Annotated in this window: 21 protein-coding genes; 11 read left to right on the forward strand and 10 right to left on the reverse strand. The window is 64.4% G+C overall.

The features are described 5' to 3' along the window. Window positions 1–46 precede the first annotated feature (46 nt). The 4 genes from ACPPVV_RS11295 to ACPPVV_RS11310 all read right to left on the reverse strand — a co-directional run bounded on the left by ACPPVV_RS11295 (window position 47) and on the right by ACPPVV_RS11310 (window position 6,639). Entirely contained in the window at window positions 47–832 is a 786-nt protein-coding gene (locus tag ACPPVV_RS11295) for an AcvB/VirJ family lysyl-phosphatidylglycerol hydrolase (RefSeq protein ID WP_426699984.1), read from the reverse strand. Window positions 833–849: 17 nt separating this feature from the next. After that, window positions 850–3,459 (reverse strand): bifunctional lysylphosphatidylglycerol flippase/synthetase MprF, encoded by a 2,610-nt coding sequence (gene mprF, locus ACPPVV_RS11300; RefSeq protein WP_426699985.1) that lies wholly within the window; start codon window positions 3,457–3,459, stop codon window positions 850–852. An 88-nt stretch (window positions 3,460–3,547) separates the two neighbouring features. Then, entirely contained in the window at window positions 3,548–5,551 is a 2,004-nt protein-coding gene (locus tag ACPPVV_RS11305; RefSeq protein ID WP_426699986.1) for an OPT family oligopeptide transporter, read from the reverse strand. A 200-nt stretch (window positions 5,552–5,751) separates the two neighbouring features. Further along, window positions 5,752–6,639 (reverse strand): RluA family pseudouridine synthase, encoded by an 888-nt coding sequence (locus tag ACPPVV_RS11310; RefSeq protein ID WP_426699987.1) that lies wholly within the window; start codon window positions 6,637–6,639, stop codon window positions 5,752–5,754. A 67-nt stretch (window positions 6,640–6,706) separates the two neighbouring features. Here ACPPVV_RS11310 and ACPPVV_RS11315 point away from each other — a divergent pair, with 67 nt between their 5' ends. Continuing rightward, window positions 6,707–7,264 (forward strand): YaeQ family protein, encoded by a 558-nt coding sequence (locus tag ACPPVV_RS11315; RefSeq protein ID WP_426699988.1) that lies wholly within the window; start codon window positions 6,707–6,709, stop codon window positions 7,262–7,264. A gap of 85 nt (window positions 7,265–7,349) precedes the next feature. Continuing rightward, on the forward strand, window positions 7,350–7,784 hold the full coding sequence (locus tag ACPPVV_RS11320) for an FKBP-type peptidyl-prolyl cis-trans isomerase (RefSeq protein WP_426699989.1): 435 nt from the start codon (window positions 7,350–7,352) through the stop codon (window positions 7,782–7,784). Between the two features lie 90 nt (window positions 7,785–7,874). On the opposite strand, the gene ACPPVV_RS11325 is transcribed toward ACPPVV_RS11320, so the two are convergent. Next, window positions 7,875–8,732: a PA4780 family RIO1-like protein kinase gene (locus tag ACPPVV_RS11325; protein WP_426699990.1), complete on the reverse strand. Its 858-nt coding sequence runs from the start codon at window positions 8,730–8,732 to the stop codon at window positions 7,875–7,877. Window positions 8,733–8,834: 102 nt separating this feature from the next. Then, a complete protein-coding gene (locus ACPPVV_RS11330; protein ID WP_426699991.1) occupies window positions 8,835–9,827 on the reverse strand; it encodes an LLM class flavin-dependent oxidoreductase in 993 nt (330 codons plus the stop codon). A 269-nt stretch (window positions 9,828–10,096) separates the two neighbouring features. Between ACPPVV_RS11330 and ACPPVV_RS11335 the strand changes: the two genes are divergently transcribed. Together ACPPVV_RS11335 and ACPPVV_RS11340 are read left to right on the forward strand one after the other, a co-directional pair. Continuing rightward, window positions 10,097–10,819 (forward strand): rRNA pseudouridine synthase, encoded by a 723-nt coding sequence (locus ACPPVV_RS11335; RefSeq protein ID WP_426699992.1) that lies wholly within the window; start codon window positions 10,097–10,099, stop codon window positions 10,817–10,819. A gap of 528 nt (window positions 10,820–11,347) precedes the next feature. After that, window positions 11,348–12,286 carry an HDOD domain-containing protein gene (locus ACPPVV_RS11340; RefSeq protein WP_426699993.1) on the forward strand — a complete coding sequence of 313 codons (939 nt, stop codon included), beginning with the start codon at window positions 11,348–11,350 and terminating at the stop codon, window positions 12,284–12,286. Between the two features lie 11 nt (window positions 12,287–12,297). Here ACPPVV_RS11340 and ACPPVV_RS11345 read toward each other — a convergent pair whose 3' ends face one another. From ACPPVV_RS11345 to ACPPVV_RS11355, 3 genes are all read right to left on the reverse strand, one after another. Then, a complete protein-coding gene (locus ACPPVV_RS11345; RefSeq protein WP_426699994.1) occupies window positions 12,298–13,020 on the reverse strand; it encodes an ion channel in 723 nt (240 codons plus the stop codon). Window positions 13,021–13,159: 139 nt separating this feature from the next. Further along, on the reverse strand, window positions 13,160–13,642 hold the full coding sequence (locus ACPPVV_RS11350; RefSeq protein ID WP_426699995.1) for a GNAT family N-acetyltransferase: 483 nt from the start codon (window positions 13,640–13,642) through the stop codon (window positions 13,160–13,162). A gap of 93 nt (window positions 13,643–13,735) precedes the next feature. Beyond that, window positions 13,736–13,948 carry an oxidoreductase-like domain-containing protein gene (locus ACPPVV_RS11355; protein WP_426699996.1) on the reverse strand — a complete coding sequence of 71 codons (213 nt, stop codon included), beginning with the start codon at window positions 13,946–13,948 and terminating at the stop codon, window positions 13,736–13,738. 143 nt (window positions 13,949–14,091) lie between these two features. On the opposite strand from ACPPVV_RS11355, the gene ACPPVV_RS11360 reads away from it, so the two are divergent. Next, window positions 14,092–14,694: a hypothetical protein gene (locus tag ACPPVV_RS11360; protein WP_426699997.1), complete on the forward strand. Its 603-nt coding sequence runs from the start codon at window positions 14,092–14,094 to the stop codon at window positions 14,692–14,694. Between the two features lie 19 nt (window positions 14,695–14,713). Here ACPPVV_RS11360 and ACPPVV_RS11365 read toward each other — a convergent pair whose 3' ends face one another. After that, window positions 14,714–15,487, reverse strand: coding sequence for a class I SAM-dependent methyltransferase (locus tag ACPPVV_RS11365; protein WP_426699998.1), 774 nt, complete (start codon window positions 15,485–15,487; stop codon window positions 14,714–14,716). 188 nt (window positions 15,488–15,675) lie between these two features. Between ACPPVV_RS11365 and ACPPVV_RS11370 the strand changes: the two genes are divergently transcribed. From ACPPVV_RS11370 to dgcA, 6 genes are all read left to right on the forward strand, one after another. Next, a complete protein-coding gene (locus ACPPVV_RS11370; RefSeq protein ID WP_426699999.1) occupies window positions 15,676–16,578 on the forward strand; it encodes a LysR family transcriptional regulator in 903 nt (300 codons plus the stop codon). A 208-nt stretch (window positions 16,579–16,786) separates the two neighbouring features. Further along, window positions 16,787–18,454: a gamma-glutamyltransferase gene (ggt, locus tag ACPPVV_RS11375; protein ID WP_426703225.1), complete on the forward strand. Its 1,668-nt coding sequence runs from the start codon at window positions 16,787–16,789 to the stop codon at window positions 18,452–18,454. Window positions 18,455–18,536: 82 nt separating this feature from the next. Then, window positions 18,537–20,414, forward strand: coding sequence for a CocE/NonD family hydrolase (locus tag ACPPVV_RS11380; RefSeq protein WP_426703226.1), 1,878 nt, complete (start codon window positions 18,537–18,539; stop codon window positions 20,412–20,414). Between the two features lie 122 nt (window positions 20,415–20,536). Beyond that, window positions 20,537–23,542 (forward strand): TonB-dependent receptor, encoded by a 3,006-nt coding sequence (locus ACPPVV_RS11385; RefSeq protein WP_426700000.1) that lies wholly within the window; start codon window positions 20,537–20,539, stop codon window positions 23,540–23,542. A 74-nt stretch (window positions 23,543–23,616) separates the two neighbouring features. Continuing rightward, the gene (dgcN, locus tag ACPPVV_RS11390) at window positions 23,617–24,660 is read left to right on the forward strand and encodes an N-acetyltransferase DgcN (RefSeq protein WP_426700001.1); all 1,044 of its coding nucleotides are present in this window, start codon (window positions 23,617–23,619) and stop codon (window positions 24,658–24,660) included. After that, entirely contained in the window at window positions 24,645–25,631 is a 987-nt protein-coding gene (gene dgcA, locus ACPPVV_RS11395; RefSeq protein ID WP_426700002.1) for an N-acetyl-D-Glu racemase DgcA, read from the forward strand. The genes dgcN and dgcA overlap by 16 nt, the downstream gene beginning before the upstream one ends. The last annotated feature ends 8 nt before the right edge of the window (window positions 25,632–25,639 follow it).

Below are 25,639 nucleotides of genomic sequence, written 5' to 3' on the forward strand. Positions count from 1 at the left end.
CGACGCTCTGCGCACGGAACGCATCCCCGATCACGACCCGTATCACTCAGCGCGCGCCGTCCACCGTGGCTGCCCTTGCCGGCAACGCGTCCAGCATCTGCGTGGCCAGCGGCTGGTAGCCGCCGTCGAAATGGTGGTCACCCTTCTTCGGATGGACGGTGACCCATGCCGGCAGTCCGGCTTCGGTGCAAACGCTGTCATCACCTTCGTCCAGGCCGTAGTAGCAGACCGTCGGCGGCTGGCCGTGCAGGGACTGCAGCGGTGGCAGGCTGTCGTAATGACGGATCGGGTTGACGTGTTGCAACAAGGTCTTGAGGTGCTCCTTGAACCAGCCCTGCTGGATCATGTAGCCCTCCAGCTCGATCTCGAACGTCGCGTCGCGGCTGGGCGACAACAGCACCAGCTGGGCGATGCGGGCCCGGTTTGCCGGGCTCAACCTGTCGATGATGGTCGGCAGCACGTCGGCGCCGAACGAGAAACCCACCAGCCAGATCCGTCGCTTGCCCCACGCGGCGGCATATTTCGTCATCAGCGCATCGAGCTCGCGCGCCGAGTCCTCCGGCGGGCGCTCGCGCCAGTAGTACTTGAAGGTGTTGACGCCCAGCACGGGAATGCCGCGATCGATGAAGGCGATGCCGAGGCGTCGGTCCAGATCCGCCCAGCCGCCGTCACCGGAGTAGATGATTGCCATGACGTCGTCCTTGCCCGCCGGCGGCGCCAGGCCATGGCTGTTGGCCGGCAGCACTACCGTGGCTTTTTCCAGGCTGACGTGCGACCACGGACTCCACGCCATCGCGATGCCCAGCACGCCCGCACCCAGCACAGCCAGCATGATCCGACCCCTGCGTTTCATCGGCGCACCACGCCGGAAAGCCCGCCGGAGATCAGGCTGGCCACGTTGGCCAGGATCAACGGCAGCGCGATGCCGCGGGGCACCGCCATGTAGCGCGGCTCCCACTGCGGATCGAATTTGTCCTTGTAGCGCTGTAGCCCACGGAAATTGTAGAAGCGCTCACCGCGCCCGAAGACCAGCGCCCCGAAGCGGTTCCACAGCGGTGCCTGGCGCCGGTTCTGCAAGCCGGCCAGCGGAGCCATGCCGAGGTTGAACCACTGATAGCCCTCGCTGTGCGCCCATTGCATCAGCTCCACGAACAGATAATCCATGAGGCCGGCCGGGCCATCGGGCAGGAACCGCATCAGGTCGACCGAAGCCTCCTGCCGCGTGTCGTTGAGGAACAGGTTGGCGAACGCTACCAACCGGTCGCCCTGCCACACCAGCGCCATGGGTGTGCGCACCAGGTAATGCGGATCGAAGGCGCCGAGCGAGAAGCGTTTTTCGCGCACGCTCTTGTCGCGCAGCCACGCGTCGGAAATTTCCTTCAGCCGCGGCAGCAGTGGCGGCACCGCTTCGGCGGGCACGATCTCCAGCCGCAGGCCCTCGCGGGTCAGCTTGTTGATCGTGTTGCGCAACACCTTGCGCGACTTGCCATCGAGGTTGAAGCCGTCCAGTCGCACGCGCGCTTCCTCGCCGATCTTCAGCAGGGTCAGGCCGACTTCGAGGTACAGATCCAGGTCTGCCGGGCTTACCTGGTAGAACACCGGCCAGCCGCCAGCGCGCTCGCACTGTTCGAGGAAAGTCCATACCAGTTCGCGCCGGGCTTCCTCGTCGGTGCCCACCGGATCACCCATGGCGACCCAGCTGCGCCCCTCCGTGTCGAACATCACGAAGGCCTGATGCGTGGGATCGAACAACAGGCTCTTGTCACCCATCAACGCCAGATGCGCCTGCGCCGAGGGAAACTGCTTGATCAGCGGCAACGCCCGCGCCAGCTCGGCGTCGCTCGGCGGTTCGCGTTTCAACTTCAGCGGGCGGATCAGGCTTCCCAGCGCAAACAGCATGCCGGCGGCGGTCGCCGCCACCAGCGCCCGCAATGCACGCGGCGCACCGCCCTGGTGGAAGCTGAATTCCCACCACAGGTCGGCGCTGTACTCGACGTGCTTGTAGCTGAAAACCACCAGCCAGGCGGCGCAACCCAGCACCGCCACGATGGCCGCGATCCAGCTGACCGAAAAACTGGTGCTGAACAACGATGCCCGCCGGTAGAACAGGCGATGCGCCGGCGCCAGCGCCATCGCCAACAGCACCAGCAAGGTCGCCTCCTCGTAATCGATGCCCTTCAGCAGCGAAAACACCGCGCCGGCCAGCAGCAATACCAAGGTCAGCCAGTAGGCTGCGTCCAGCCGGCGCTGCAGGCCACGGGCCAGGATCAGCAGCAACATGCCGATCACGCTGGCCAGCAGGTGCGACACCTCCAGCACCGACAGCGGCAGGATCTCGCTGAGGATCGCCATGCGCAGCGGCAACGCACGGGTCGCGCCGGAAAATAGCAGCACGGCACCCGAAACGAGAGTGAGCCCGGCGAAGAACGACGGCAACAGGTCGCTGAACCACCGCGGCAGCAGGGATTTCTCACGCCACCCGCGCGCCTCGCGCTGGATCACCAGCACCGTCGCCGCACACAGCGGCAGCAAGTAATAGATCACCCGAAACGCGGCCAGCGCACCGAGGATAGGAGCGGCCAGATCCGCGTTGCCGGTGACACCGAAACCGGCCAGCATCACCGCCTCGAACACGCCCAGGCCACCGGGCACATGGCTGACCAGACCGATGATCTGGGCGATCACGAAGATCGCCAGGAAATGCCCGAAGCCGTTGTTCAACCCGTCCGGCATCAGCACGTAAAGCACCGCCGCGGCCAGGCCCCAGTCGAACGCACCCACCAGGATCTGCCGCACCGCGACCGCCGGCGTCGGCAGGCTGACCCGCCAGCGCCACAACCGCAGCGGGCGCCGCCAGACACGTCCGGCGAACAGCCAGATCACCGGCAACAAGGTCAGCAGCACCCCCAGCAGCTGACTGGCCGACGCCAGCGGCAACTCCACTGGCAACGGCACCAGCAGCAAGGTCACCCCGGTCAGCGCCAACAACCCCAGCCAGAAACTGGTGGCGCAGAACAACACCACCCGCGCCACCTCGATGGTGGACAGGCCACTGCGTATATAGAAGCGGTAACGGATCGATCCGGACACCAGCAGCGCCATCCCCAGCGCGTTGCTGAAGGCGTAGCTGATGAACGAAATCAGGCTGACCCGAAGCCATGGCAGGCGCTTGCCGATCGCGTCCAGCGCGAAACGGTCATACAGCGTCATCACCCCGTAGCCCAGTGCGGTGAGCAGCGCCGCCAGCAGCAATCGCGTGTGCGAAATGCCCTGCACATAGTGGCGCACCTGGTGATAGTTCACCTCGCGCGACAACCGGTGCAGGGCCCACAACGCCAGACACAGCATGCCCGCCGACAGCAACGGCCCGGCCAGCCTGCGCAGCCGTACCGCACGCTGGTCCGGCGACGCCAGGGCCACCCCGGCGTCCACCACCTGCTCGATCTTCACCTGCTCCACGCGACGACGTACTCCCCCTGGGAACCGCCTAGTCTAGGGCTTCACCATGAATGAAACCCCGTGTGCCGTGTCTGCCGGAGTTGTTTCCTCATGCCGCCGACGGCGTGCGATCCAGCCGCGCCACCCAGCGATACAGGGCGACATTCACCAGCACGAAAGCGATGCCGCCGATCCAGATCGCCGCCGCGCCGAAATCCGGTCCGACCAGCGCCAGCGGCGCGCCCTTGCCCGAGAACACCACGATCGCCGCGATGATCACGCCGATGATGCTTTCGCCGACGATCATGCCCGAGGCAAGCAACACCCCGAGCTGCTTGGTCGACTCCGCCCGCGGACCGCGCTCGGCCCGCTTGTCGAAGTACCAGCCGACCACGGCACCCACCACGATCATCAGGGTGGTGGATGTCGGCAGGTAGATACCCAGGCCCACCGCCAGCGGCGGCAGTGCGGCGGTTTTGCTGAAACGGCCGAGCAGCGCATCCAGCACGATCAGAGCCACGCCGATCGCCGCGCCGAGGCCAATCAGGCTCCAGTCGATATTGCCCTGGATCACGCCTTGCGCCAGCGCCGAGATCAGCCCCGCCTGCGGCGCCGCCAGGGCGCGCGTCGGATCGACACCGGGCATGCCGGCAAAACCGTAGGCCTGGTTCAGCAGATCCAGTACCGGCGGAATCACTGCCGCACCCACCAGCACGCCAACCACCAGCGCCACCTGCTGCTTCCACGGTGTGGCGTCGACCAACTGGCCGGTTTTCAGATCCTGCAGATTGTTGTTGGCAATGGTCGCCACCGCGAACACCACCGAGGTGGCGAACAGCGCGAACGCCACCACGCCCTTGCCTGCGTCGCCCGCCACCTGCGAGTGCACACCGGCCATCAGCAGCAACAGCGCGGCGATGATCACCACCAGGATGCCCACGCCCGACAACGGGCTGTTGGACGAACCGATCAGGCCGGCCATGTAGCCGCACACGGCAGACACCAGGAAACCCATGATCACCACAAACGCCAGCCCGCCAATCACCAGCAGCGTTACGTGGTCGCCCAGCCCGGTGGCGAAACTGAAATTGCCCAGCAACCAGCCGATCGGCAGCAGGCACAGCAGGCTGATCAGGCCGACGATGCCGATCGGCATGTCGTGTTCGGTGCGCGGCAGCATGGCGCCCTGCCCGGCCTTGCGTGCCCGCGACGAGGCCATCGCCGAGCTGAGTCCGCTGATCACCGGCTTGACCAGCTTGGCCAGCGTCCAGATCGCCGCCACGCCGATGGTGCCGGCGCCAAGGAAACGTACCTTGGTGCTCCACGCCGCCTGTGCTACGTCAGCCGCCGCGCCGGTGGCTGCCGCCAGCATGGTGTAGTGCGGCACCGCCCAACCCCAGGCGATCAGGGCGCCAAGCAGCATCGCCAGGCCAACCCACAGACCCACCAAATGACCCACGGCGAGCAGTGCGAACGACAGGCTGAAGTCGTAGCCACTGGCGCCGCCGCGGTCACCGATGTGGAAGTACTGCGCCACGTCGCTGGCGAATACCTTGGTCGCCACCACGATGGCAAACACCGCCGAGACAATCGTGCCGGCAGCCACCGCCAGCAAGCCGGACTTGCTGCTTTCCTCCGATGCCGCCGCCGCATCGTCGCCGCCGCCCACCTTCAGCACCTCGGCGCAAGCCACGCCTTCCGGATACGGCAGGTCGGAATCGGTCACCAGGGCACGACGCAGCGGGATCGTGTACATCACGCCGAGGATGCCGCCGGTGGCGCAGATGCCGAACGTCATCCAGAAGGGGAACCCGTTCCACCAGCCGATCATCACCAGGCCCGGCAACACGAAGATGATCGCCGACAGCGTGCCGGCCGACGAGGCAACCGTCTGAACGATGTTGTTTTCCTGCATCGTGGAATTCTTGAATCCACGCAGGATCGCCATCGAGATCACCGCCGCCGGGATCGAGGTGGCGAAAGTCAGGCCGGCCTTGAGCCCGAAAAACACATTGGCTGCGGTGAACACCAGAGTGATCACGATGCCTATGATCAGGCCGCGTACGGTCAACTCGGTGCGCGGTGTCGCGCTGGACAGTGGCTGTGCACTCACTAAGAATTCTCCCCGGGATGGATTCTGCGGGGGAAGATAGCGTGGAATGGCCATGGATGGTTATCCGGACCGTGCATTCGATGCTGGACGGAACCTATCGGCGCCCGTTGCGGGAGCGACTTCAGTCGCGATGTTCTCGACCCTTTGGCGGCCCGGACATCGAGAGCATCGCGGCCGAAGCCGCTCCCACAGAGCGGGGCTCACAGCGTCAGCCGGCTCTCGAAGCGCCGCGGTTCACCGGATAACGGATCGACGAAGGCCAGTTCCCGCGCAAGCAACCGCAGCGGATTTCCATGATCGTCATCGGCGGGCCCGGCCAGCGTCGGATACAGGGTATCGCCGACAATCGGTGCGCCCAGCGCCGCCATGTGCACGCGCAACTGGTGCTTGCGGCCGGTGTGCGGGTGCAGCGCGTAACGCCAGGTGTCCTGGCCACGCGCCAGCAGCTCGATCCGCGTCTCGCTGTTCGGCTCGCCAGCAGTCTCCTGCATCCGGAAGAACGGCTCGCCCTCGACGAGGCGCGAGCGCCGCGTCAGCGGGAAGGTTTCCATCGGCAATGGTGGCGCCAGGGCCTCGTAACGCTTGTCGATCTGCCGTTCGCGGAACAGGGCCTGATAAGCCGCGCGACTGGCCTGCCGGGTGGAAAACAGCACCAGCCCCGCCGTCAGCCGGTCGATGCGATGCAGCGGCACCAGGTGCGCGTTGCCCGTGCGCCGGACCAACCGTGCCAGCAGCGTCTCCTCCACGAAACGTCCCGCCGGAGTCACCGGCAAGAAATGCGGCTTGTCGGCCACCAGCAGGTGTTCATCGACATGCAGCACGGTTTCGGTGAACGGAATCGGCAGCTCGTCGGCCACCTCGCGGTAATAGTGGATGCACATCCCCTCGCGATACGGTGTCTGCGGCGTGATCGCGACGCCCTGCCCGTCCAGCACCCGCCCGCGGGCGATACGATCCAGCCATTGCGCACGGCTGATCGCGGCAAAGTGCGCGCACAACCCGTCGAGCACGCTCGGCCAGTGGCCCGGCGGCAGGTGCACGGTGCTGGCTTGAGGGTCGCGGGCGAAGGACGGCGTGGTCGGAGTCATGCATGCCCAGTGTAAGCCCGGGTACCCGGGCGCGTAGAATGGTCGGCTGTTGTCTCAAGGCATGCCCATGGCTCTCAACTCCACCATCTACAAGGTCGAACTGCAGATCAGCGACATGGATCGGCATTACTACGCGACCCACGCGTTGACCCTGGCGCGGCACCCGTCGGAAACCGAAGAGCGCCTGATGGTGCGCCTGCTCGCGTTTGCGCTGTATGCGGACGAACGGCTGGAGTTCGGCAAGGGCATCAGCGACGAGGACGAGCCGGCGCTGTGGCGCAAGGCGTACACCGAAGAGATCGAGTTGTGGATCGACGTCGGCCAGCCGGACGAGACGCGCATCCGCAAGGCCTGCGGCCGCGCGCGCCAGGTCGTGGTGATCAACTACGGCGGCAATACCGCTGAAATCTGGTGGAACAAGGTCGGCTCGGCACTCGGCCGCCACCGCAACCTCACCGTGCTCGACATCCCTACCGATACCGTTGCCGAGATGGTCGAGTTGCTGCAGCGTGGCATGCGCCTGCAGTGCTTGATCCAGGATGGCCAGTTGCAGGTGATGAACGATGCCCAGGCCGTGGCTGTCGATCCGGTGAAGCGCATGAGCGCCGCCGAAGCAGTGAGCTGACCACCCGCCGATACCCTGCACTGCCGGCGTTTTGCGGGATAATGGCCGGTCCGATCCCGTTCCACCCCTTGCCCGGAGTCATCCCATGCGCTGGTTGCTGCCCCTGCTCGCCGTCATCACGCTCGTTGCCTGTAGCGCTTCGCCACAGGCGCACGCTACCGGGCACGTCGACAAACTCACCGTGATCGACCAAAAGGTCGGCACCGGTACCGAAGCAAAGGACGGCATGGATGTGCTGGTGCACTACACCGGCTGGCTGTATGACGAAAACGCCAAGGACAAGCGCGGCGCCAAGTTCGACAGCTCGCGCGATCACGGCGCGCCGTTCAACTTCACGCTTGGCGCCGGCCGGGTGATCGAGGGCTGGGACCAGGGTGTAGTCGGCATGCGCGTGGGCGGCAAACGTACCCTGCTGATCCCGGCCGCGCTCGGCTATGGCGCCAACGGCGCGGGCGACGACATTCCGCCCGACGCCTCGCTGGTCTTCGACGTGGAACTGATCGACGCCAGCGCGCCTTGAACCGTCCTTGTGGGAGCGACTTCAGTCGCGACGAGCCTCGACACACCCGGGAGCGTCGCGGCTGAAGCCGCTCCCACGGGTGTTCGCCGCTCAGTCTTCCTGCGCGGCCGCCTCGCGGCCCTGCTGGCGGATGATCGCTTCCTCGCGGGCATCGATGATCGACTGCATCACGCTGTCGACATCGGCGATGCTTTCGTCGAATTCGAAATGGCCGGTGAGTTCGCTGTCCGGATGCAGCTCGCCCAGTTCGTACAGCGCCCACATTTCCTCGCCGTAATACGTGTCCAGCAGCTCCGGCGCGAAGCGCGACAGGCTGATGGTGATGTTGCCCACGTCCCGCCGCAACATGGCCCGCGCCGCATTGTTGCCCGACGCACTGACCGCCTGCGGCAGGTCGATGATCACCGGGCCTTCCGGCCCCACCAGCACGTTGTATTCGGACAGGTCGCCGTGGATCAGTCCGACGCACAGCATCCGCGCCACCTGCTGCATCAGGAAACGGTGGTACTCGCGGGCAGTGTCCGCCGACAGTTCCACCTCGCCCAGCCGCGGCGCGGAATGTCCATCCGCATCGGTGACCAGCTCCATCACCAGCACGCCGTTGAAGTAGCCGTAGGGTTTCGGCACGCGCACGCCGGCGGCGGTGAGCTGGTACAACGCATCGACCTCGGCGTTCTTCCAGGCAGCTTCGGCTTCCTTGCGGCCGAATTTGGTGGCCTTGCCCATCGCACGCATCTGCCGGCTGCCACGCACCTTGCGGCCTTCCTGATACTGCACACGCGCCTGGAAACTGCGCTGCGCCATGTCCTTGTAGACCTTGGCGCAGCGGACATCCTCGCCCGAACGAACGACGTAAACGGAGGCTTCCTTGCCGCTCTTCAGCGGTCGCAGCACCTGATCGATCACGCCTTCCTCGATCAGATCCTGCAGGCCCTTGGGTGTTTTCATGCGTGGGGAAACTTCAATATTTCGTGGGATAACGCCAATTATGGCCGATCAGCAGCACCGGCCGCTTATTTCGCCGCCAAACCAGTCAGCCGGCGTGCAAGCTCAGGCGCCCAGCCGATCCCGCGCTGCGGCCGCGATCTCGAACGAGTGGCGCCGCGCGGCGTGGTCGAACACGTTCGCGGTGAGCAGCAATTCATCCGGCTGGTGCCGTGCGATGAACGCCTCGATGCCGGCGGTCACCGCATCAGGTGCACCGACCACGGCACAGGCGAGCGCACGTTCCACCATCAACTTCTCCGGCGGCGTCCAGTAGGACTCGATGTCGTCGATCGGCGGCGGAATCAGTCCAGGACGGCCGCGACGCAGGTTGATGAAACTCTGCTGCTGGGTGGTGAACAAGCGGCGCGCCTCGGCATCGCCGTCGGCGGCCACCACGTTCAACCCCAGCATCGCATATGGCCGCTGCAGCCGCGCCGACGGCCGGAAGTCGCGGCGATACAGGGCCAGCGCCTCGTCCATGGCATCCGGCGCGAAGTGCGAGGCGAACGCGAACGGCAGGCCAAGCTGCGCCGACAGTTTCGCGCTGAACAGGCTGGAGCCGAGCAGCCACACCGGCACCTCGATCCCCGCACCGGGCACGGCACGAACCTGCTGGCCGGGCACCGCCGGTTCGAAATAGCCAAGCAGTTCCAGCACATCCTGCGGGAACGCGTCGGCGCTGTCGAAGTAGCGGCGCAAGGCTTTGGCGGTCGGCTGGTCGGTGCCAGGCGCGCGCCCCAGGCCCAGGTCGATCCGGCCCGGATACAGCGACGCCAGGGTGCCAAACGCCTCAGCCACCTGCAGCGGCGCGTGGTTCGGCAGCATGATCCCGCCGGCGCCGACGCGGATGGTCGAGGTGCCGCCGGCCACATGCCCGATCAGCACCGCCGTCGCTGCGCTGGCGATGCCCGGCATGTTGTGATGTTCGGCCAGCCAGTAGCGCTGGTAGCCGAGCCGCTCGCCCAGTTGGGCCAGGTCGAGTGTGTTGCGGAAGGCCTGGGTGGTATCGCTGCCTTCGGTGACGGGCGCCAGGTCGAGGATGGAAAACGGGATCATGTCGGGCTCTCGCCAAAACGAATGAACAGGATGTGGGGGCACCCGCACCGATTCCCACCGTTGTCCATGGCTTTACTTTGCCTCTGTGGGAGCGGCTTCAGCCGCGATGCTCTTTAAATGCAGAGGGATGGGAAACGGAAGGGCATCGCCGCTGAAGCCGCTCCTACAGGATGCAGAGGGAATGGGGAACGGAAGAGCATCGCCGCTGAAGCCGCTCCCACAGGTGTCGCGGCACCTACAATGTCGCATCTTCACTTCATGGCACCTCGATGACCGAACCCGTCCGCCTCGCCAAACGCGTCGTTGCGCTGGCCCAGTGCTCGCGACGTGAGGCCGAGCAATACATCGAAGGTGGCTGGGTGCTGGTCGACGGACAGGTGGTGGAAGAGCCGCAGTTCATGGTCGACACGCAAACCGTCGAACTCGATTCCGCCGCCAGGCTGATTCCCACCGAACCGGCCACCCTGGTGCTGCACAAACCGGTGGGTTATGACGCCGGCAACGGTCCGAACCCGGCCAGCGTCCTGGTCACGCCGGAGACCCGATCGCCGGACGATGGCTCCGGCGTACGCCCGCTCAAACGGCATCTGCAGCGGCTGACTTCGCCGTTGTCGCTGCCGACCGATGCCAGCGGCCTGCTGGTCTTCACCCAGGACTGGCGCGTCACGCGCAAGCTCACCGAGGACATCGACCGGATCGAGCAGGAGTTCGTGGTCGAGGTCAGCGGCGAGATTATTCCGAACGGACTGGCCCTGCTCAATCACGGGCTGCGCTTCAACAACTACGCGATGCCGCCGATCAAGGTCAGCTGGCAGAGCGAGCAGCGCCTGCGCTTCGCGTTCAAAGTTCTGCAACCGACCCAGATCGAGCCGATGTGCAACGCCGTCGGCCTCAAGGTACTGGCGATGAAGTGCCTGCGCGTGGGCCGCATCCCGCTGGCAAAGTTGGCGCCGGGGCAATGGCGCTACCTGGCCCCGGGCGAACGCATCTGACCCTGCCAACCGCCACCGGAACAGCTTAGACTTGCCCGTGTGTCACGTGACGCAGCCACCTACCCACACCACGGAGAACAGCATGAGCAAGGGTATGGATTCAAAGAAGTCGGAGAAGAAGAAACCGGCCAAGACCATGAAGGAAAAGAAGGCCGCCAAGCAGGAAAAGAAAAAGAACAAATGACCGTTGCCGCTGGCCGATGCGGAGCGTTGCAACATCAGGTCACGGGAAAAGATGCCTGGCCTTGCATTGAATCCATCTGTGCCCTCTTCCCGCTGAGCTGGCGGGAAGAGTCGACACACACGTCTTTCGGTGGCAGCTCGTCCTCCGGATCGCCTGCCTCTGGATAGGCCGCAAAACATCTAAATTTTCTCCGTCCGCCGCCGATAACCGTGGGAGATATACGGGAACCCGGCGCGCAGGACTGAGGAAGGCAATGTATGGGGAGCATGTGGCAGCGCATTTTTCGCCGCCCGAAGGTGACTGCACAGCGCGCGCAGGCTCGTGCCTCCCCGACGCTGCCCCGCTTGCCCGTCATCACTCCTGCAAGCCAGCCGGTGCTGGCACGAGCGGAAATCGAGGACCGCTTCCATCGCTTCGTGCTCGGACTGCCCGACAGCAGCGGCGGCGAGCCCAGCCCCGCTGAATTGGCGACGCTCAAGCGGCTCGAGTCGCTCAGCACACGTTTCGACATGCGCAGCCTGCCGCGACTGCCCAGCGTGCTGCCGCAACTGCTGCGTACACTGAAAAGCGACGATGCCGCAGGCGGCCAGCTGGCCAAGCTGGTGGGCCGGGACCCGTTGATGGTCGGCGAGGTCATGCGGGTCACCGGCAGCGTGTACTACCGCTCGGCACAACCGATCACCAGCCTGCAACAAGCCGTGGTGCTGCTGGGTCAGGACGGCCTGCGCCGGATGCTGACCCAGCACGTGATGAAACCCATCCTGCAGGCCAACGCCGGCGCACTTGGCCATGCCGCCGGGGCGCGTCTCTGGGATCACGCCGAACGCTGCGCGCATGCCTGTGCCTGGCTGGGCAGGAACAACGGCTGCGATGCATTCGAGGCTTATCTGGCGGGGATCATCCGCCACACCGGTACCGGTGCCGTCGTGCGTCTGCTCGATCAATGGATGCCGACGGTCGATGAACCGCCCTCACCCGGCTTCCTGGCAGGTTGTGCAGGACTCGCCGCAAGGCTGTCGCTGCAGGCGGCACAGTATTGGGAATTGCCGAGTCAGGTAACGGATGCCATGGCGGCCGGACACGACCCGGCCAGCCCGCCATCGAGCCCGCTGGGCAAGGCACTGGCCATGGCCAACCTGCTGGCGATGGCCCAGCTGCTGGCGGAGCATGGCCGGCTCCCCGGCGATCCGGATCTCCATCAAGGCGGTGCGGAACCCTACGCGCCGGCACTGCTGGCACGCTGCCGGCAGGACCTTAAAAACAACTTCCCGGTGACAAATTGATCCGGCGTGCGTCAATCCTCCCCGCGCGCCGGAGCCACCAGGGTCAGACCGATCAGCCGTGACACCACCAGGGCGATGTACATCACACCGACGAACATCTCCAGACTCGCCACCGCCCGGGCCTGCACGGTGATGGGAATGACGTCGCCGATGCCGGTACTGGACATCAGCGCAAAGCTGAGAAACAGCAGCTCGGTCCAGCTGCGTGGCGCATGCGGATTCACCGCCGCGGAAAAACAGCCCGGCTGCAAGGTCTGGCACAGCACGAACATGTAGGTAAACGCCCAGGCCAGCAAGGTGAACGTGGCACCCACGGCGAACAGTTCGTCACTGGTCGCGCGCCGGTCCGCCAGCATGTAGGCAATCAGGCTGCCGGCCGCGTAGAAGTAGAACAAGGCTTCCATCGCGGCCCACCAGGGCCGCAGTTCGGGCATGTCCATGGTCATGTCCAGCACGTTGAACAGCACTGCCGGCACCGCGATGCAGAAACTGACCCAGCCATGTCCGCGCGTACGATGTGTCATCGCCACGGCCAGGCCCAGCACCAGCACGCCGAAGGCACCGAACAGCGCGCGCGCCGGGCGCGTGTTCTCGATGAACGGATACAGCAACAGACCGATCAGCTGCACCAGCAGCAACACCGCCGACGGGTGCTGGATGATGCGCACCAGCCAACGAAGATGGGTGAAGCGGATGACCGTTGTGGTGACATCGGTGTTCTCGGTAGTGCTCATGCCGTCGTCCCCTCGCTGCTGTCGTCGTGCCGTGCTTCATCTGTCGAACGCCATTGTGGCGCAGCAGGACAGCTGCCGTGGTCGATATGGCGAGCGGGAGATGCGGCCAGCGTGACGCGCGTGCCACGGGCGGTTCGCATCACGGCAGGTCCAGCCGCATCGGCTGAACGATCAGGCCACTGCCGTTGAACCTCAATGGTCCGTCGGGCACGAAACCGAACCGCCGATAGACGGGCTCGGCCATGGCCGAAGCGTTCAGCGTGAAGCGGCGTGTATTGGCCCGTCGTACCGCATCGCGCATCGTCCGCTGCCAAAGCCGGCGTGCGATACCGTGGCCATGCAGCCGGGTGCTGACGAAGAATTGGAACAGATGGCAGTCCTCGCGCATCGCCGCCACGCCGGCCAGGCGCCCATCGTCCCGCCACGCCAGATGAAAGCGCTGCCCGGCCAGGATCTTGTGCCGGATCGCGCTGGCGTGCATGCCGCGAAGAAGCGCTTCGGCCGCGCAGGCCGGCTGCTCCGGCAGAATCCAGCGCCGCGCCACCCGGCGTACCAGCACGCCGATCGCGCGCGCGTCCTGCGGGCGGGCGAGAACGTAGCGGATGCCGATTGCCCGATTCATGTGCTTGCGCGAAGGGCGCCGCCGCCACCGGGCGCACCGTGACGCGTTTCGTGGATGATGATCATCCCCATGAGCCCTCCTGCGTTGAAAAAATCAGGCGTGACGGACACGCCACTCGGCGAGTGCGAGCTTGTAACGTTCGAGTGCTTCCTCGTAAACGTCATAGATGCAATGCACACAACCTTCGCCGCAGCAGTCGGCGGCGTCCGGCTCGGGTGGACGCACCGGCGGGGGATCGGCGGCAGCCGCTGGTGCGGCAGGCTCGACCGGAGCCGGCGCTTTTATTCCATCACGCTCGTCATGCATTCGTCGATTCCCGTCGTGGCAACCGATGGTGCAACCAATCAACGTTGCAGCTCAAGCCGGTGGCATGGCAGGCAGGGCCGACTTGCAGTAGTTTCGACCCCTCGCGCGGCATCGTTGCGCGCCAGGGTAACGCGGGGGCGGCAATGATCGTTTCAGCACTCACACACCCGGAAACCACCAGCGGCCTCTACCTGCACGTGCGCGTATTGCTGGGCATGATCGTGGGCCTGGGACTCACCCACCTTCTGCGCCATTTCGCGCGCCTCGTCGAACAGCCGAAGCGCCACCGGATCTACTGGGTGCACCTGGTCTGGGTGCTGTCCATGTTCATCTACATGCTGCATTTCTGGTGGTGGGAGTTCCGCCTCGCCACGGTCACCGAGTGGACGTTCAACCTGTACCTGTTCGTGGTGATCTACGCGTTGCTGCTGTACTTGCTGTGCGCGCTGATCTTTCCCGAAAACCTCGACCGGGATGAGAGCTATCGCGACTATTTCCACCAGCGTCGTGGCTGGTTCTTCGGCGTGCTGATCGCCGTCTACGTCGTGGATTACCTGGACACCTGGGTGAAGGGTGCCGACTACCTGCACAGCTTCGGCATCGAGTTTCCGATCCGCAACGGGTGCTATGTGATCGCCAGCCTGATCGCCATAAAAACGAACAGGGCGTGGTATCACGCCCTGTTCGCCCTCTGTGGCCTGGCCTTTCAGCTGTACTGGATCGGACGGCAGTTCGAAGTGCTTTGAGCGCCTCGTTCGCGGCCGCTTATTTCGCCGGCTTGCGGAAGCGGTAGATGAACTGGTCGGTGTGGCCGCGTATCGACTTGTCGAATACCTTGATGTCGTGCGGATCGCGCGGGTTGTGCAACGCGTTGCTTTCGCCATCGAACACGAAACCGGCCGCCTCTGCCTGCTGCTTCACGATCGCCGGATCGATCCGGTGCAGGGTGTCGGTATCCGCCATGCCGGTCCCGGTCGGCGCCACGTGGTCGATGATCACCCACAGGCCACCGGGTTTGAGCGCGGCGAACACCTGCTTGTTGAGCACGGCCGTATCCACCTTGCCCATGAACTTGTCCGGGTAGTCGTGGTAGTTCTGCGAGGTGAACACCAGGTCGACCGGCGCTGGCGAGCTCAACTGGTCTGCCGGCTGGGTCAGCACGCTGACGTTGGCGTAGTGCGGATCGGCGGCGAGCTTTTGCGAACCGGCCACATCGTCGGCGTCTTCCTTGGCGTATTGGTTCGGCCACACTGTGTAGACATGGCCCTGCGGCCCCACGATGGCGCTGAATACGCGGGTGAAATAACCGCTGCCGGGGATCAGCTCCAGCACCTTCTGGCCTGGCTTGACCTCGGCGAACGTCATCACCTGGGCCACCTTGCGGCGCGCATCGTTGGACTTGTCGGCGGCACGGGCCGGATCGTTGACCGCCTTCTGCACCGCGGCGGCATTCGTTCCGCCATGCAGGTTGGAGGCATGGGCCAGCGCGATCGAAGGCAGCGCGATGGCCAACAACACAGCAAGCACGGTCTTGCGCATGGCGTATCTCCAATTAAGGCAGGGTGTGGCCAATTGTGCGCCCGAAATCGGCCGCCCAACGTGTGCCGCTTGGCATGGTTGCCCGTGAGATTGCCATGAACCGCGGCAGCCAGGCCGGCGCAGAAACTTGCGTGCATGCACATCCTATGCTGCACTCCATCGTTATCACGGTGCGGAAGGTGTCCGGCATGCGTTTGCGCCATATCGAACTGTTCCACGCCGTGCTGACCACGGGCAGCCTGACCGGCGCGGCGCGACTGCTCAGCATCTCGCAGCCGGCGGCGAGCAAGGTATTGCAGCACGCCGAACTGCAGCTGGGTTTCGCACTTTTCAGCCGCGTGCGTGGACGCCTGCAACCGACGCCGGAGGCGCTGCTGTTGCGCCACCGGGTCGAAAAGATCGTGCAGGAGCTGCACGGACTGCAACGCCTCACCGCGAACATCGGCCGCCCGGAACATTACCCATTGCGGGTCACCTGTACGCCGACGCTGGCGCACATCCTGGTGCCGACGGCCGCCACCGCGTTGCGCACGGATTTCCCTGGGGCCACGGTCGAATTGTTCACCCAGCACTCGATGGAGATGTGCGAATCGCTGATGCTCCATGAGGCCGACATCGGCCTCACGCTGCAGGAAGCCGGGCGTCAGGGATTGCGTCAGGATCCACTGTGCCACGGGCACGTCATGGTCATCGCCCCGCCCGGCTGGTGGTCCGCGGAAGAACTGGAACACCCGTTGCCGATCGGCGCGCTGGCCGGTCAGCCGATGATCGGCATCACGGTGCAGGACGCCCTCGGCCGCATGCTGCAAAGTCACCTGAAGCAGGTCACGCCGATGCCGCAGATTTCGGTCTGGGTGCAGACCTACCAACTGGCGCGCTCGCTGGTGGCGCAAGGCCAGGGCCTGGCACTGGTCGATCCGTTCACGGCATGGCGCGATGGCGAAGGAGCGGTGCAGATGCGGCCGCTGAAACTGGAATTGTGCGTGACGCTCTACGCGGTCTACCGGCAAGACAGTCCGTTGAACCCGATGCAGAAACGCTTTCTCGCGCATGTGCGCCGGCTGGCCCAGCGGATGCTGTCGCGGGACTGACAACAGCCAACTCGCCGGGGCGACCCGGATGCCACAACCCCCGGTTATGGAAAGTACGGATCTTTTCATTGGCCGCCTGAGTTCCTCCGTGTCTATGCTCGGCCCACTCATCAAGGGGCGAGCCATGATCGGTCGAAGCAAGCTGCCATCCGGAAATCCGGTCGTTCCGCACTTGCGACGTCGCTGCGCCCAGCCGCTGTGCCGATCCATGCTGTTTGCCGTGCTGGCAACCACCTGCCTGTTGGCGCATGCCGCCGACACCGCGCACACGAAGACAGTCGCGATCGCCAGCGCCAACGCGGCCGCCACGGAGGCCGGCCTCGAAACGCTGAGGAAAGGAGGCAACGCCGTCGATGCCGCCATCGCCGTGGCCACCTCGCTATCGGTGGTACAGCCTGAAGCGTCCGGCCTGGGCGGCGGGTTCCTGGCGTTGATCCACAACGCAGCCACCGGCAAGGACACTTTCATCGACGCGCGCGAAATGGCGCCGCAAGCGGTGAGTACGGCCGACTACGTCAACAAGGACGGCAGTCCCAATCGCGATACGTCACTCAACGGACCACTGGCCGCCGGCATTCCCGGATCGCCCGCCGGCCTGGCCTACATGGCCAAGAAATACGGCAAGCTGCCGCTGAAGGTGTCGCTGGCGCCGGCAATCCGCCTGGCCGACGAGGGCTTTCATCCCACCCGGTCACTGGCCGCCTCGATCAAACATCGCGCCGACGTGCTGGGACGTTATCCCGCATCGTCCGCCAAGTTCATGCCCGGTGGAAACCCCGCGGTCAGCACCGATCTTTTCCGCGATCCGGACCAGGCGCAAACGCTGAAGACCATCGCCGAAAAGGGCGCGCCGGGCTTTTACACCGGCATCGTGGCAGAGGAAATGGTCAGGGCGGTGAAGGCCGCCGGCGGCACCTGGACGATGGCCGACCTGGCCAGCTACCGGGCGCACGAGCGCACACCGATAACCGTGGATTATGCCGGCTACAAGGTGATCACCGCGCCCCCACCCTCCTCCGGTGGCGTCGCCGTCGCCGAGATCCTGAACATCCTGCGCGGCATCGACCTCAAGAACATGGACCAGGTCCATCGGATCCATTACCTCGTCGAAGCGATGCGTCGGGCCTTCCGCGACCACAACGAATACCTCGGCGATCCCGACTTCGTCAGCATGCCGATGGACATGTTGCTGTCGCCTTTTTACGCCGACGGATTGCGGCAGAGCATCCTGCCCGAACGCGCAACCAGTTCGTCCTGGCTGCCCGCGGCACACGCGCCCGAACCGGGCATGCACACCACGCATTTTTCGATCATCGACAAGGACGGCAACATGGTGTCGATGACCTGCACGGTCAACACCACGCTTGGCTCCGCTTTTGTCGCCGGAAAATCCGGGGTACTGCTGAACAACGAGATGGATGATTTCGCCCTGGTCGCCGGCAAGCCGAACGCGTTTGGCCTGATCGGCGGTTCCGCCAACGCGCCGGTCGGCGGCAAGCGGATGTTGTCCTCGATGACACCCAGCTTCGTCATCGGCAAAGACCGTCTTGCCGTGATCGGCTCGCCCGGCGGCTCCACCATCATCACCCAGGTGCTGGAAGGCATCCTTGCCTTCATCGATGGCAAGAATGCCGGTGAGATCACGGCGCAAAAGCGCATCCACCATCAATACCTGCCCGATCGCATCGACGTCGAATCCGGCAGCCTGCCAGCCGACGTGCTCGGCAAGCTGAAGGCCATGGGCTACGAGATCAACGACAGGGAATCGTGGGGCAACATGAATGTCGTGGTGTGGGACAAGTCCACCAACGTCAAGTCGGCCGCCAGCGATCCACGCAGCCATGATGGCCTGGGCAAGGTCGAATCGATCCACTGAACATGCAGGCCGGCATCTGCCGGAGGGGATTTTCGTGGGCAAGACGAACACCGCATTGATCGCCGGATGTCTGCTCTCGTTGATGGCGGGCACCTGTGCGGCGCAGGTTACGCCCGACACACCGGATATCCCGGCGCGGTTCGAGTTTCCCGCCGCCATGTTCGATTACACCGTGCGCGAGGCGATGATCCCGATGCGCGACGGCATCAAGCTGCACACCGTCATCGTGTTGCCCCGGGATGTCCAACACGCGCCGATGGTGTTGACCCGCACGCCGTACAACGCCAGCCAGACGGCGGTGGGAAAACGTGCGCGCCGCATGCGCGACACCCTACCGCCGAGCGATGACGTCTTCGCCGACTCCGGTTACATCCGCGTCTATCAGGACGTGCGCGGCAAATACGGTTCGCAAGGCGACTATTTCATGGTGCCTCCACTGAGCGGCACCATCAACGCCAGCAAGGTCGACGACTCCACCGATGCGTGGGACACCATCGACTGGCTCGTGCATCACGTACCCGAATCGAATGGCCGGGTCGGCATGATCGGCTACTCCTACGACGGCTTCACCGTGGCGATGGCATTGATCCATCCCCATCCGGCGCTGAAAGTGGCGGCGCCCGAAAACCCGATGATCGACAGCTGGATGGGTGACGACTGGTTCCATTACGGCGCTTTCCGCAACGTCAACCTGGGTTACTTCACCCAGCAGACATCGACCCGGGGCAGAGGATCGTCGATACCCAAGCCGGCCTACGACGACTACACCACTTACCTGCAGGGTGGCTCGGCCGGTGAGTACGCGAAAAATGCAGGGCTGGAACAGCTGCCGTTCTGGCAGAAGATCATCGCGCACCCCACCTACGACGCATTCTGGCGCGAGCAGGCCATCGACAGGATCCTGGCGAAACAGCCATTGAAGGTTCCGACACTGTGGGTGCAGGGCCTGTGGGATCACGTCGACATGTGGGGCGCGGTGCACAGCTACGCGGCGATGGAACCGAAGGACCGCGCCAACGACATGAACTATCTGGTCATGGGGCCTTGGCACCATGGGCAGCAGAACACCGATGGCTCGTCGCTGGGCGTGTTCAACTGGCGTGGCGACACCGCGCTGCAATACCGACGCGACATGCTCAAGCCGTTCTTCGACCGCTACCTGGTCGATGGTGCGCCGAAGAAAAAACTCTCGCCGGTGACCGTATACAACGCCGGCGAAAACCAGTGGGACTACGTCGACCGCTGGCCGCTTGCTTGCGATTCCGGCTGCGAGGTCAAGTCGCGGCCGCTGTATCTGCGCGCGGGCCAGCGCCTGGCATTCACTCCACCCACCAGCGGAGAAGCCGGGTTCGGTTCGTTTGTCTCCGACCCCACCCGACCGGTGCCCAACCTGCCGCGACCCAATGGCGTGGTCAACCCCGAAGACTGGCGCGCGGCCTGGCCGGTGGTCGACCAGCGCTTCGTCGACGGACGCCCCGACGTCATCAGCTACGTGTCCGAACCACTGACGCAACCGATCCAGGTATCGGGCGCGCCGGTGGTTCATCTGTACGCCTCCACCAGCGGCAGCGACAGCGACTGGGTGGTGAAGATCATCGATGTCTATCCCCATACCTATCCGTCCGCGCCGGCGATGGGCGGATACGAGTTCCCGCTGTCGATGGACATCTTCCGCGGGCGTTACCGAACCAGTTTCGAACATCCGCAGCGCATCGAACCCGACGCGGCGCTGCTGTACACGTTCGCGCTGCCGAACATCAACCACCTGTTCCAGCCTGGCCACCGGATCATGGTGCAGATCCAGTCGAGCTGGTTTCCGCTTTACGACCGCAACCCGCAAACCTACGTAGAGAGCATCTTTTTCGCCGGCCCTTGTGACTATCACGAGGCCCGGCAAAAGGTATGGCATACGCCTGCCCAACCCAGCTCGATCAGTATGCCGATCACCTCCGGACGATAGCTCCGGTTAATCGTGGCCTTGCGTTTTGCCGTGCGCGGCAAGGGGAGGCTGCACGCCGAAAAACGGCCGTTCGGGACCACCGGGCGGACAGATGCCACCGCTTCAGATGCAGGAGGAAGGCAATGAAAACCGATTTCAGGATCAGGCTGTTGGCCGCCTCACTGGTCGCCGCCATGCCGTGGGCCGTATCCGCCCAGTCCACCACGGGCAGCATCTTCGGCCAGGCGCCGGCGACCGGACACGGCACCGTCGTCATCGAAAGCCAGGGCGGGATACGAAGGGAGCTCCCCGTCGGTGCCAACGGTCGCTACCAGTCGCCGCAGCTTCCGGTGGGCACGTATCGGGTGTTGCTGACCAGTGACGGAAAAGTGCTGGAGGAAAAGGACAACGTGACGCTGAAGGTCGGCACGAACATCGAGATTTCGTTCGCCGGCGCCGGCCGCACGGTACAGGACCTCGGTAGCGTGGATGTCACCGGCACGGCCCTCGCGCCGATCGACGTCTCCAGTGTCGATTCGCGCACGGTCATCACGATGGACCAGCTGTCCCGGCTGCCACTCGGGCGCAGTTCGGAAGCCATCGCCTTGCTGGCACCGGGCGTGGTTTCCAACAGTGGCAATTTCAAGAGCGCCACCGGCAACTCCCTGGTCAGCTTCGGCGGTTCCGCCGCCAGCGAAAACGCTTATTACATCAACGGATTCAATACCACCGACCCGCTGAAAGGCCTGGGCGGACTCACCCTGCCCTATGGCGCCATCGAACAACAGGAAATCTACACCGGCGGTTACAGCGCGCAGTACGGTCGTTCCGACGGTGGCGTCATCAACGCCGTGGGCCGGCGCGGAACCAATGCATGGCATTTCGGTGCACAGCTGCTGTGGCAGCCGGCCTTCCTGCGCTCGAACATGGACAACGTCTACTACGAAAACGGACTGCCCACTTCGCCGGTCGCGGGAAACCTGTTCGCGCCCAAAAGCCGCAACAACTACTGGTCGAGTACGGCGTCCGTTTACGGCGGCGGTCCGCTGATCAAGGACAAATTGTTCTTCTTCGTAGCCGCCGAGTTCGAACGGACCGAGGGACACGCGGTTGGCGACGTCGCCAAGGCCACCAGCTCGTATCCCTATCTCGACTATCGCTATGCCGAGCCGAGGTGGTACGGAAAACTCGACTGGAACATCAACGACAGCAACATCCTGGAAATCACCGGCGCGTCGGACAAGTTCAAGACCAGCGGCCATGTCTATGGCTACGACTACGACACGCTGACGCGGCAGGGGTATCTCAGCGACGCGGACAACACCAAGAACGGCGGCGATCTCTACGTTGCCAAATACACCAGCTACATCACCGACAACCTCAACTTGAGCGTGATGTACGGCAAGATGCACACGAGAAGCTACGACAGCCCGGCCGGCTACGATCCCAACCTGGTCTACCTGGACGGGCTTACCAACCAGAATCCGGCGCTCAACGGCGGCGTGCCGATCGGCAACAACCAGACCGTCGACGAAATCGCCGATCCCGATCGCGGCAACAAGACCACGAATTTCCGCGTCGATCTCAGCTATGTGCTGGGCGATCACACACTGGCGGTCGGCATCGATAACCAGAATGCCCAGTCGATAGCGCAAGGTTCGACTCCTTCCGGTCCAGGCTATTTGTGGAATTACGGCAAGGCCGATCCCAACGTACCGATTTCCACCGGCACAGGCGTCCCGGCCACCGGCGGATTTCCCAACGGGGAGCTGGGTTACTACGTGGTCAGGAGCATCGACAGCAGCCTCTCGACCATTCGTTCCACGCAACGTGCCCAGTACGTCGAGGACCGCTGGCAGGCCAGCGACAACCTGCTGATTTCGATGGGCCTGCGCAACGACCAGTTCACCAACTACAACAGCGACGGCAATGTCTACATCCGGCAACACACGCCGCAATGGGCGCCCCGGCTCGGCTTCAGCTGGAACGTGCGCGGCGACGGCAGCCTCAAGGTCTACGGCAACGCAGGGCGCTATTACCTCGGCCTGCCGCTGAGCCCGTCGATCAATTCGGCCGGTGCGGTTATCCAGACCCGCGAATACTTCACCTACTCCGGTATCGACACCAATGGCGCGCCGACCGGCCTGACTCCCATTTCGGGCCTCGTCGCGCCCAACAACTATTTCGGCCAGCTGCCCGATCCCAAGACCGTCACCGCGCAGGGGCTGAAAGCTGAATACCAGGACGAGTTCATCCTCGGCTTTTCCAGCACCTTCCATCACGACTGGGTGTATGGCCTGAAACTCACCGACCGCATCCTCAGGAACGCCATCGACGATTACTGCGATATCGGGCGCGTGGCCGCCAAGGCGGCCAGCCTGGGTTACGACATCGACACCACCAACAGCTGCTACCTGATCAATCCCGGCAAGGCGAATACCTTCGTCCTGCGCAACACCAGCGGCGCTTACGTTTACGTGCCGCTGCTGCAGGACGAGTTCGGCTGGGACAAACTGAAACGGAAGTACTACAGCGCCGAGATGACGCTGGAACACCCGTTCAAGGACCGCTGGTACGGCATGCTCTCGTACGTGTTCTCGCGCAGCTACGGCAACACCGAAGGCCAGCTGCGCTCGGACATCAGCCAGACCTTTACCTCGACCACGCAGGACTGGGACTATGCCGAGATCATGCAGAACACCAACGGCCTGCAGAACAACGACCACAAGCACCAGTTCAAAGCCTATGGCTACTACCAACTCACACCGGAACTCCTGGCATCGGGAACCCTGAGCCTCATTTCCGGCGCGCCCAAGGCCTGCCTGAGCTACTACGGGGCGGACAATTCCGATCCCGCCGCCTACGGTGGCATCTATCACTTCTGCGACGGCAAACCGTCGCCGCCCGGTTCGCACGGCAGGTTGCCTTGGCTGCGCCAGGTCGACCTCGGCCTGACCTATCGCCCATCCTTCGCCAGCGGCAAGCTGGGTTTCAGCGTCAACGCGTTCAACATCTTCAACGAACAGGCGCGAACCAATATCTACGTGCGCAGCAGTTCTGCGCCCAACGTTCCCAACCCCCGTTACGGACAGGCACTCTCCACGCAATTGCCAAGATTCGTACGTTTCAGCATCAACTACGACTACTGATCTTAGAGCACCACCGGAACACGCACTCTTCCATTTTTGATCGACGGTACGCCCGTCAAGCGGAGCATGATTTCATGTCGAACCAAGACGACACGGCCAAGCCCGGCCAATGGGGCCCGCCCTACCTGCTGTACCTGGGCAATGCACCGGACGATCTGGCCATCAAGACGGCCAGGGGGCTGGCCTATTGGCGTCCGCACTGGTGCATCGGACAGCATCGCCGAACCGGCTGCAAACCGACGCTGGGCCTGCGCGAGATGGGCATGGCCGAGGCCAAGGCGGAAGGTGCCAATACGATGGTGATCGGTACAGCCAACGCCGGCGGCGTGATGGGTCCGGAGATCGTCGCGGACATCATCACGGCGCTCGATGCGGGCCTCCACGTCGTTGCCGGACTGCATCAAAAGCTGCGCGAGAACCCGGACATCGTGGCCGCCGCGCAGCGCAACGGGCGCATGCTGTTCGACGCGCGCGACCCCGCGCCGGGCATTCCGGTGGGTAGCGGACGTCCCCGCGACGGACATCGCCTGCTCACCGTGGGTACCGACTGTTCGGTCGGCAAGATGTACACGACGCTGGCGATCGAACGCGCGCTACGCCGCCGAAACGTCAAGGCGAATTTCCGCGCCACCGGGCAGACCGGCATCTTCATCGCCGGCTCCGGCGTGCCGATCGATGCGGTGGTGGCCGATTTCATTTCCGGCGGCATCGAATGGATTTCGCCGGCGCGTTTCGACGGTGGCTGGGATCTCATCGAGGGCCAGGGTTCACTGTTCCACCCCTCTTATGCCGGGGTATCGCTTGGCCTGCTGCATGGTGCGCAGCCCGACGCGCTGGTGCTCTGTCACGAGCCGACCAGGCCCCACATGCGCGGCCTGCCCGGTTATCCGCTGCCCGATCTCCAGCGCTGCCTGGCGGCCAACCTGGTCGCCGCGCGGCTGACCAACCCCGCGGTAAAGGCCATCGGCGTGGCGCTCAATACGTCCGGCATCCCCGCCGAACAAGCCGAAGCCTTGTGCGCGCAAACCAGCCGCCTGCTCGGGCTGCCCTGTCAGGACCCGGTCACCATGGGCGTCGAATCCATCGTGGACAATCTGCTCGCATGCTTCGTGAACTGAACATCCAGCACCTCAGTTACCCGCTGGCGGCGCCGTTCCGCATCGCGCGCGGCGTCAAGTACGCCGCCGACGTGGTGATGGTCGAACTGCACCAGTCCGACAAGGTCGGGCGTGGCGAATCCGTCCCTTATGGCCACTACGGTGAATCCGTGGCCTCGGTGGTCGACCAACTGGAAACGGTGCGCGTGGACGTTGTCGTCGGCATGGGGCGCGAGGAGTTGCAGGCGCGCCTGCCACCTGGCGCCGCACGCAATGCGCTGGACGCTGCGTTGTGGGACCTGGAATCGAAACTGTCGGGAATCCCCGTATGGACACAACTCGCCCGCCCGCCGCGGACGGCCCTGACCAGCGCGCTCACCCTGGGCATCGACACCCCCGAGCGGATGGCCGCGGCGGCCGCGGAAATCGCGGATGCGGGGCTGATCAAGATCAAGCTGGATGCCGACAATCCGGCGGCGCGAATCGAGGCAGTACGGCAGGCGGCGCCCGGCGCACGGCTCATTGTTGACCCGAACGAAAGCTGGACCATCGAGCTGCTGCGCGACCTGCAGCCACTGCTGGAACGCACCAACGTCGCGCTGCTGGAGCAGCCCCTGCCGGCGAACGCAGACGATGCACTGCTGGATTTCACCAGCCGGATTCCGATCTGCGCCGACGAAGCCTGCCACGTGGCAACGGACTTGCCGCGCCTGCGTCATCGCTACCAGGCGGTCAACATCAAACTCGACAAGACCGGCGGCCTGACCGAGGCGTGGCGATTGCTGCGCATGGCGCGTGCCGAAAATTTCATGATCATGGTCGGTTGCATGGTGGGATCCTCGCTCGGCATCGCGCCAGCATTTGAAATAGCACGCGAGGCGGAGTTCGTGGACCTGGACGGTGCGCTATGGTTGAAGGATGACTACCCTGACGGCGTCACCCTGCGAAACGGACTGCTGATGCCGCCGCAGCCAGGATTCTGGGGCGGATGACGACGTCC

Origin of the sequence: Rhodanobacter sp. Col0626 (assembly GCF_049994385.1) — a bacterium.
Lineage (GTDB): Bacteria > Pseudomonadota > Gammaproteobacteria > Xanthomonadales > Rhodanobacteraceae > Rhodanobacter.

Coding starts and splice junctions, on each gene's coding strand:
- ACPPVV_RS11295 (WP_426699984.1), bottom strand. CDS start 832: ATGCTGGCTGTGCTGGGTGCGGGCGTGCTGGGCATCGCGATGGCGTGG.
- ACPPVV_RS11310 (WP_426699987.1), bottom strand. CDS start 6,639: ATGACTCCGACCACGCCGTCCTTCGCCCGCGACCCTCAAGCCAGCACC.
- ACPPVV_RS11315 (WP_426699988.1), top strand. CDS start 6,707: ATGGCTCTCAACTCCACCATCTACAAGGTCGAACTGCAGATCAGCGAC.
- ACPPVV_RS11320 (WP_426699989.1), top strand. CDS start 7,350: ATGCGCTGGTTGCTGCCCCTGCTCGCCGTCATCACGCTCGTTGCCTGT.
- ACPPVV_RS11325 (WP_426699990.1), bottom strand. CDS start 8,732: ATGAAAACACCCAAGGGCCTGCAGGATCTGATCGAGGAAGGCGTGATC.
- ACPPVV_RS11330 (WP_426699991.1), bottom strand. CDS start 9,827: ATGATCCCGTTTTCCATCCTCGACCTGGCGCCCGTCACCGAAGGCAGC.
- ACPPVV_RS11335 (WP_426699992.1), top strand. CDS start 10,097: ATGACCGAACCCGTCCGCCTCGCCAAACGCGTCGTTGCGCTGGCCCAG.
- ACPPVV_RS11345 (WP_426699994.1), bottom strand. CDS start 13,020: ATGAGCACTACCGAGAACACCGATGTCACCACAACGGTCATCCGCTTC.
- ACPPVV_RS11350 (WP_426699995.1), bottom strand. CDS start 13,642: ATGAATCGGGCAATCGGCATCCGCTACGTTCTCGCCCGCCCGCAGGAC.
- ACPPVV_RS11355 (WP_426699996.1), bottom strand. CDS start 13,948: ATGCATGACGAGCGTGATGGAATAAAAGCGCCGGCTCCGGTCGAGCCT.
- ACPPVV_RS11360 (WP_426699997.1), top strand. CDS start 14,092: ATGATCGTTTCAGCACTCACACACCCGGAAACCACCAGCGGCCTCTAC.
- ACPPVV_RS11365 (WP_426699998.1), bottom strand. CDS start 15,487: ATGCGCAAGACCGTGCTTGCTGTGTTGTTGGCCATCGCGCTGCCTTCG.
- ACPPVV_RS11370 (WP_426699999.1), top strand. CDS start 15,676: ATGCGTTTGCGCCATATCGAACTGTTCCACGCCGTGCTGACCACGGGC.
- ggt (WP_426703225.1), top strand. CDS start 16,787: ATGCTGTTTGCCGTGCTGGCAACCACCTGCCTGTTGGCGCATGCCGCC.
- ACPPVV_RS11380 (WP_426703226.1), top strand. CDS start 18,537: ATGGCGGGCACCTGTGCGGCGCAGGTTACGCCCGACACACCGGATATC.
- ACPPVV_RS11385 (WP_426700000.1), top strand. CDS start 20,537: ATGAAAACCGATTTCAGGATCAGGCTGTTGGCCGCCTCACTGGTCGCC.
- dgcN (WP_426700001.1), top strand. CDS start 23,617: ATGTCGAACCAAGACGACACGGCCAAGCCCGGCCAATGGGGCCCGCCC.
- dgcA (WP_426700002.1), top strand. CDS start 24,645: ATGCTTCGTGAACTGAACATCCAGCACCTCAGTTACCCGCTGGCGGCG.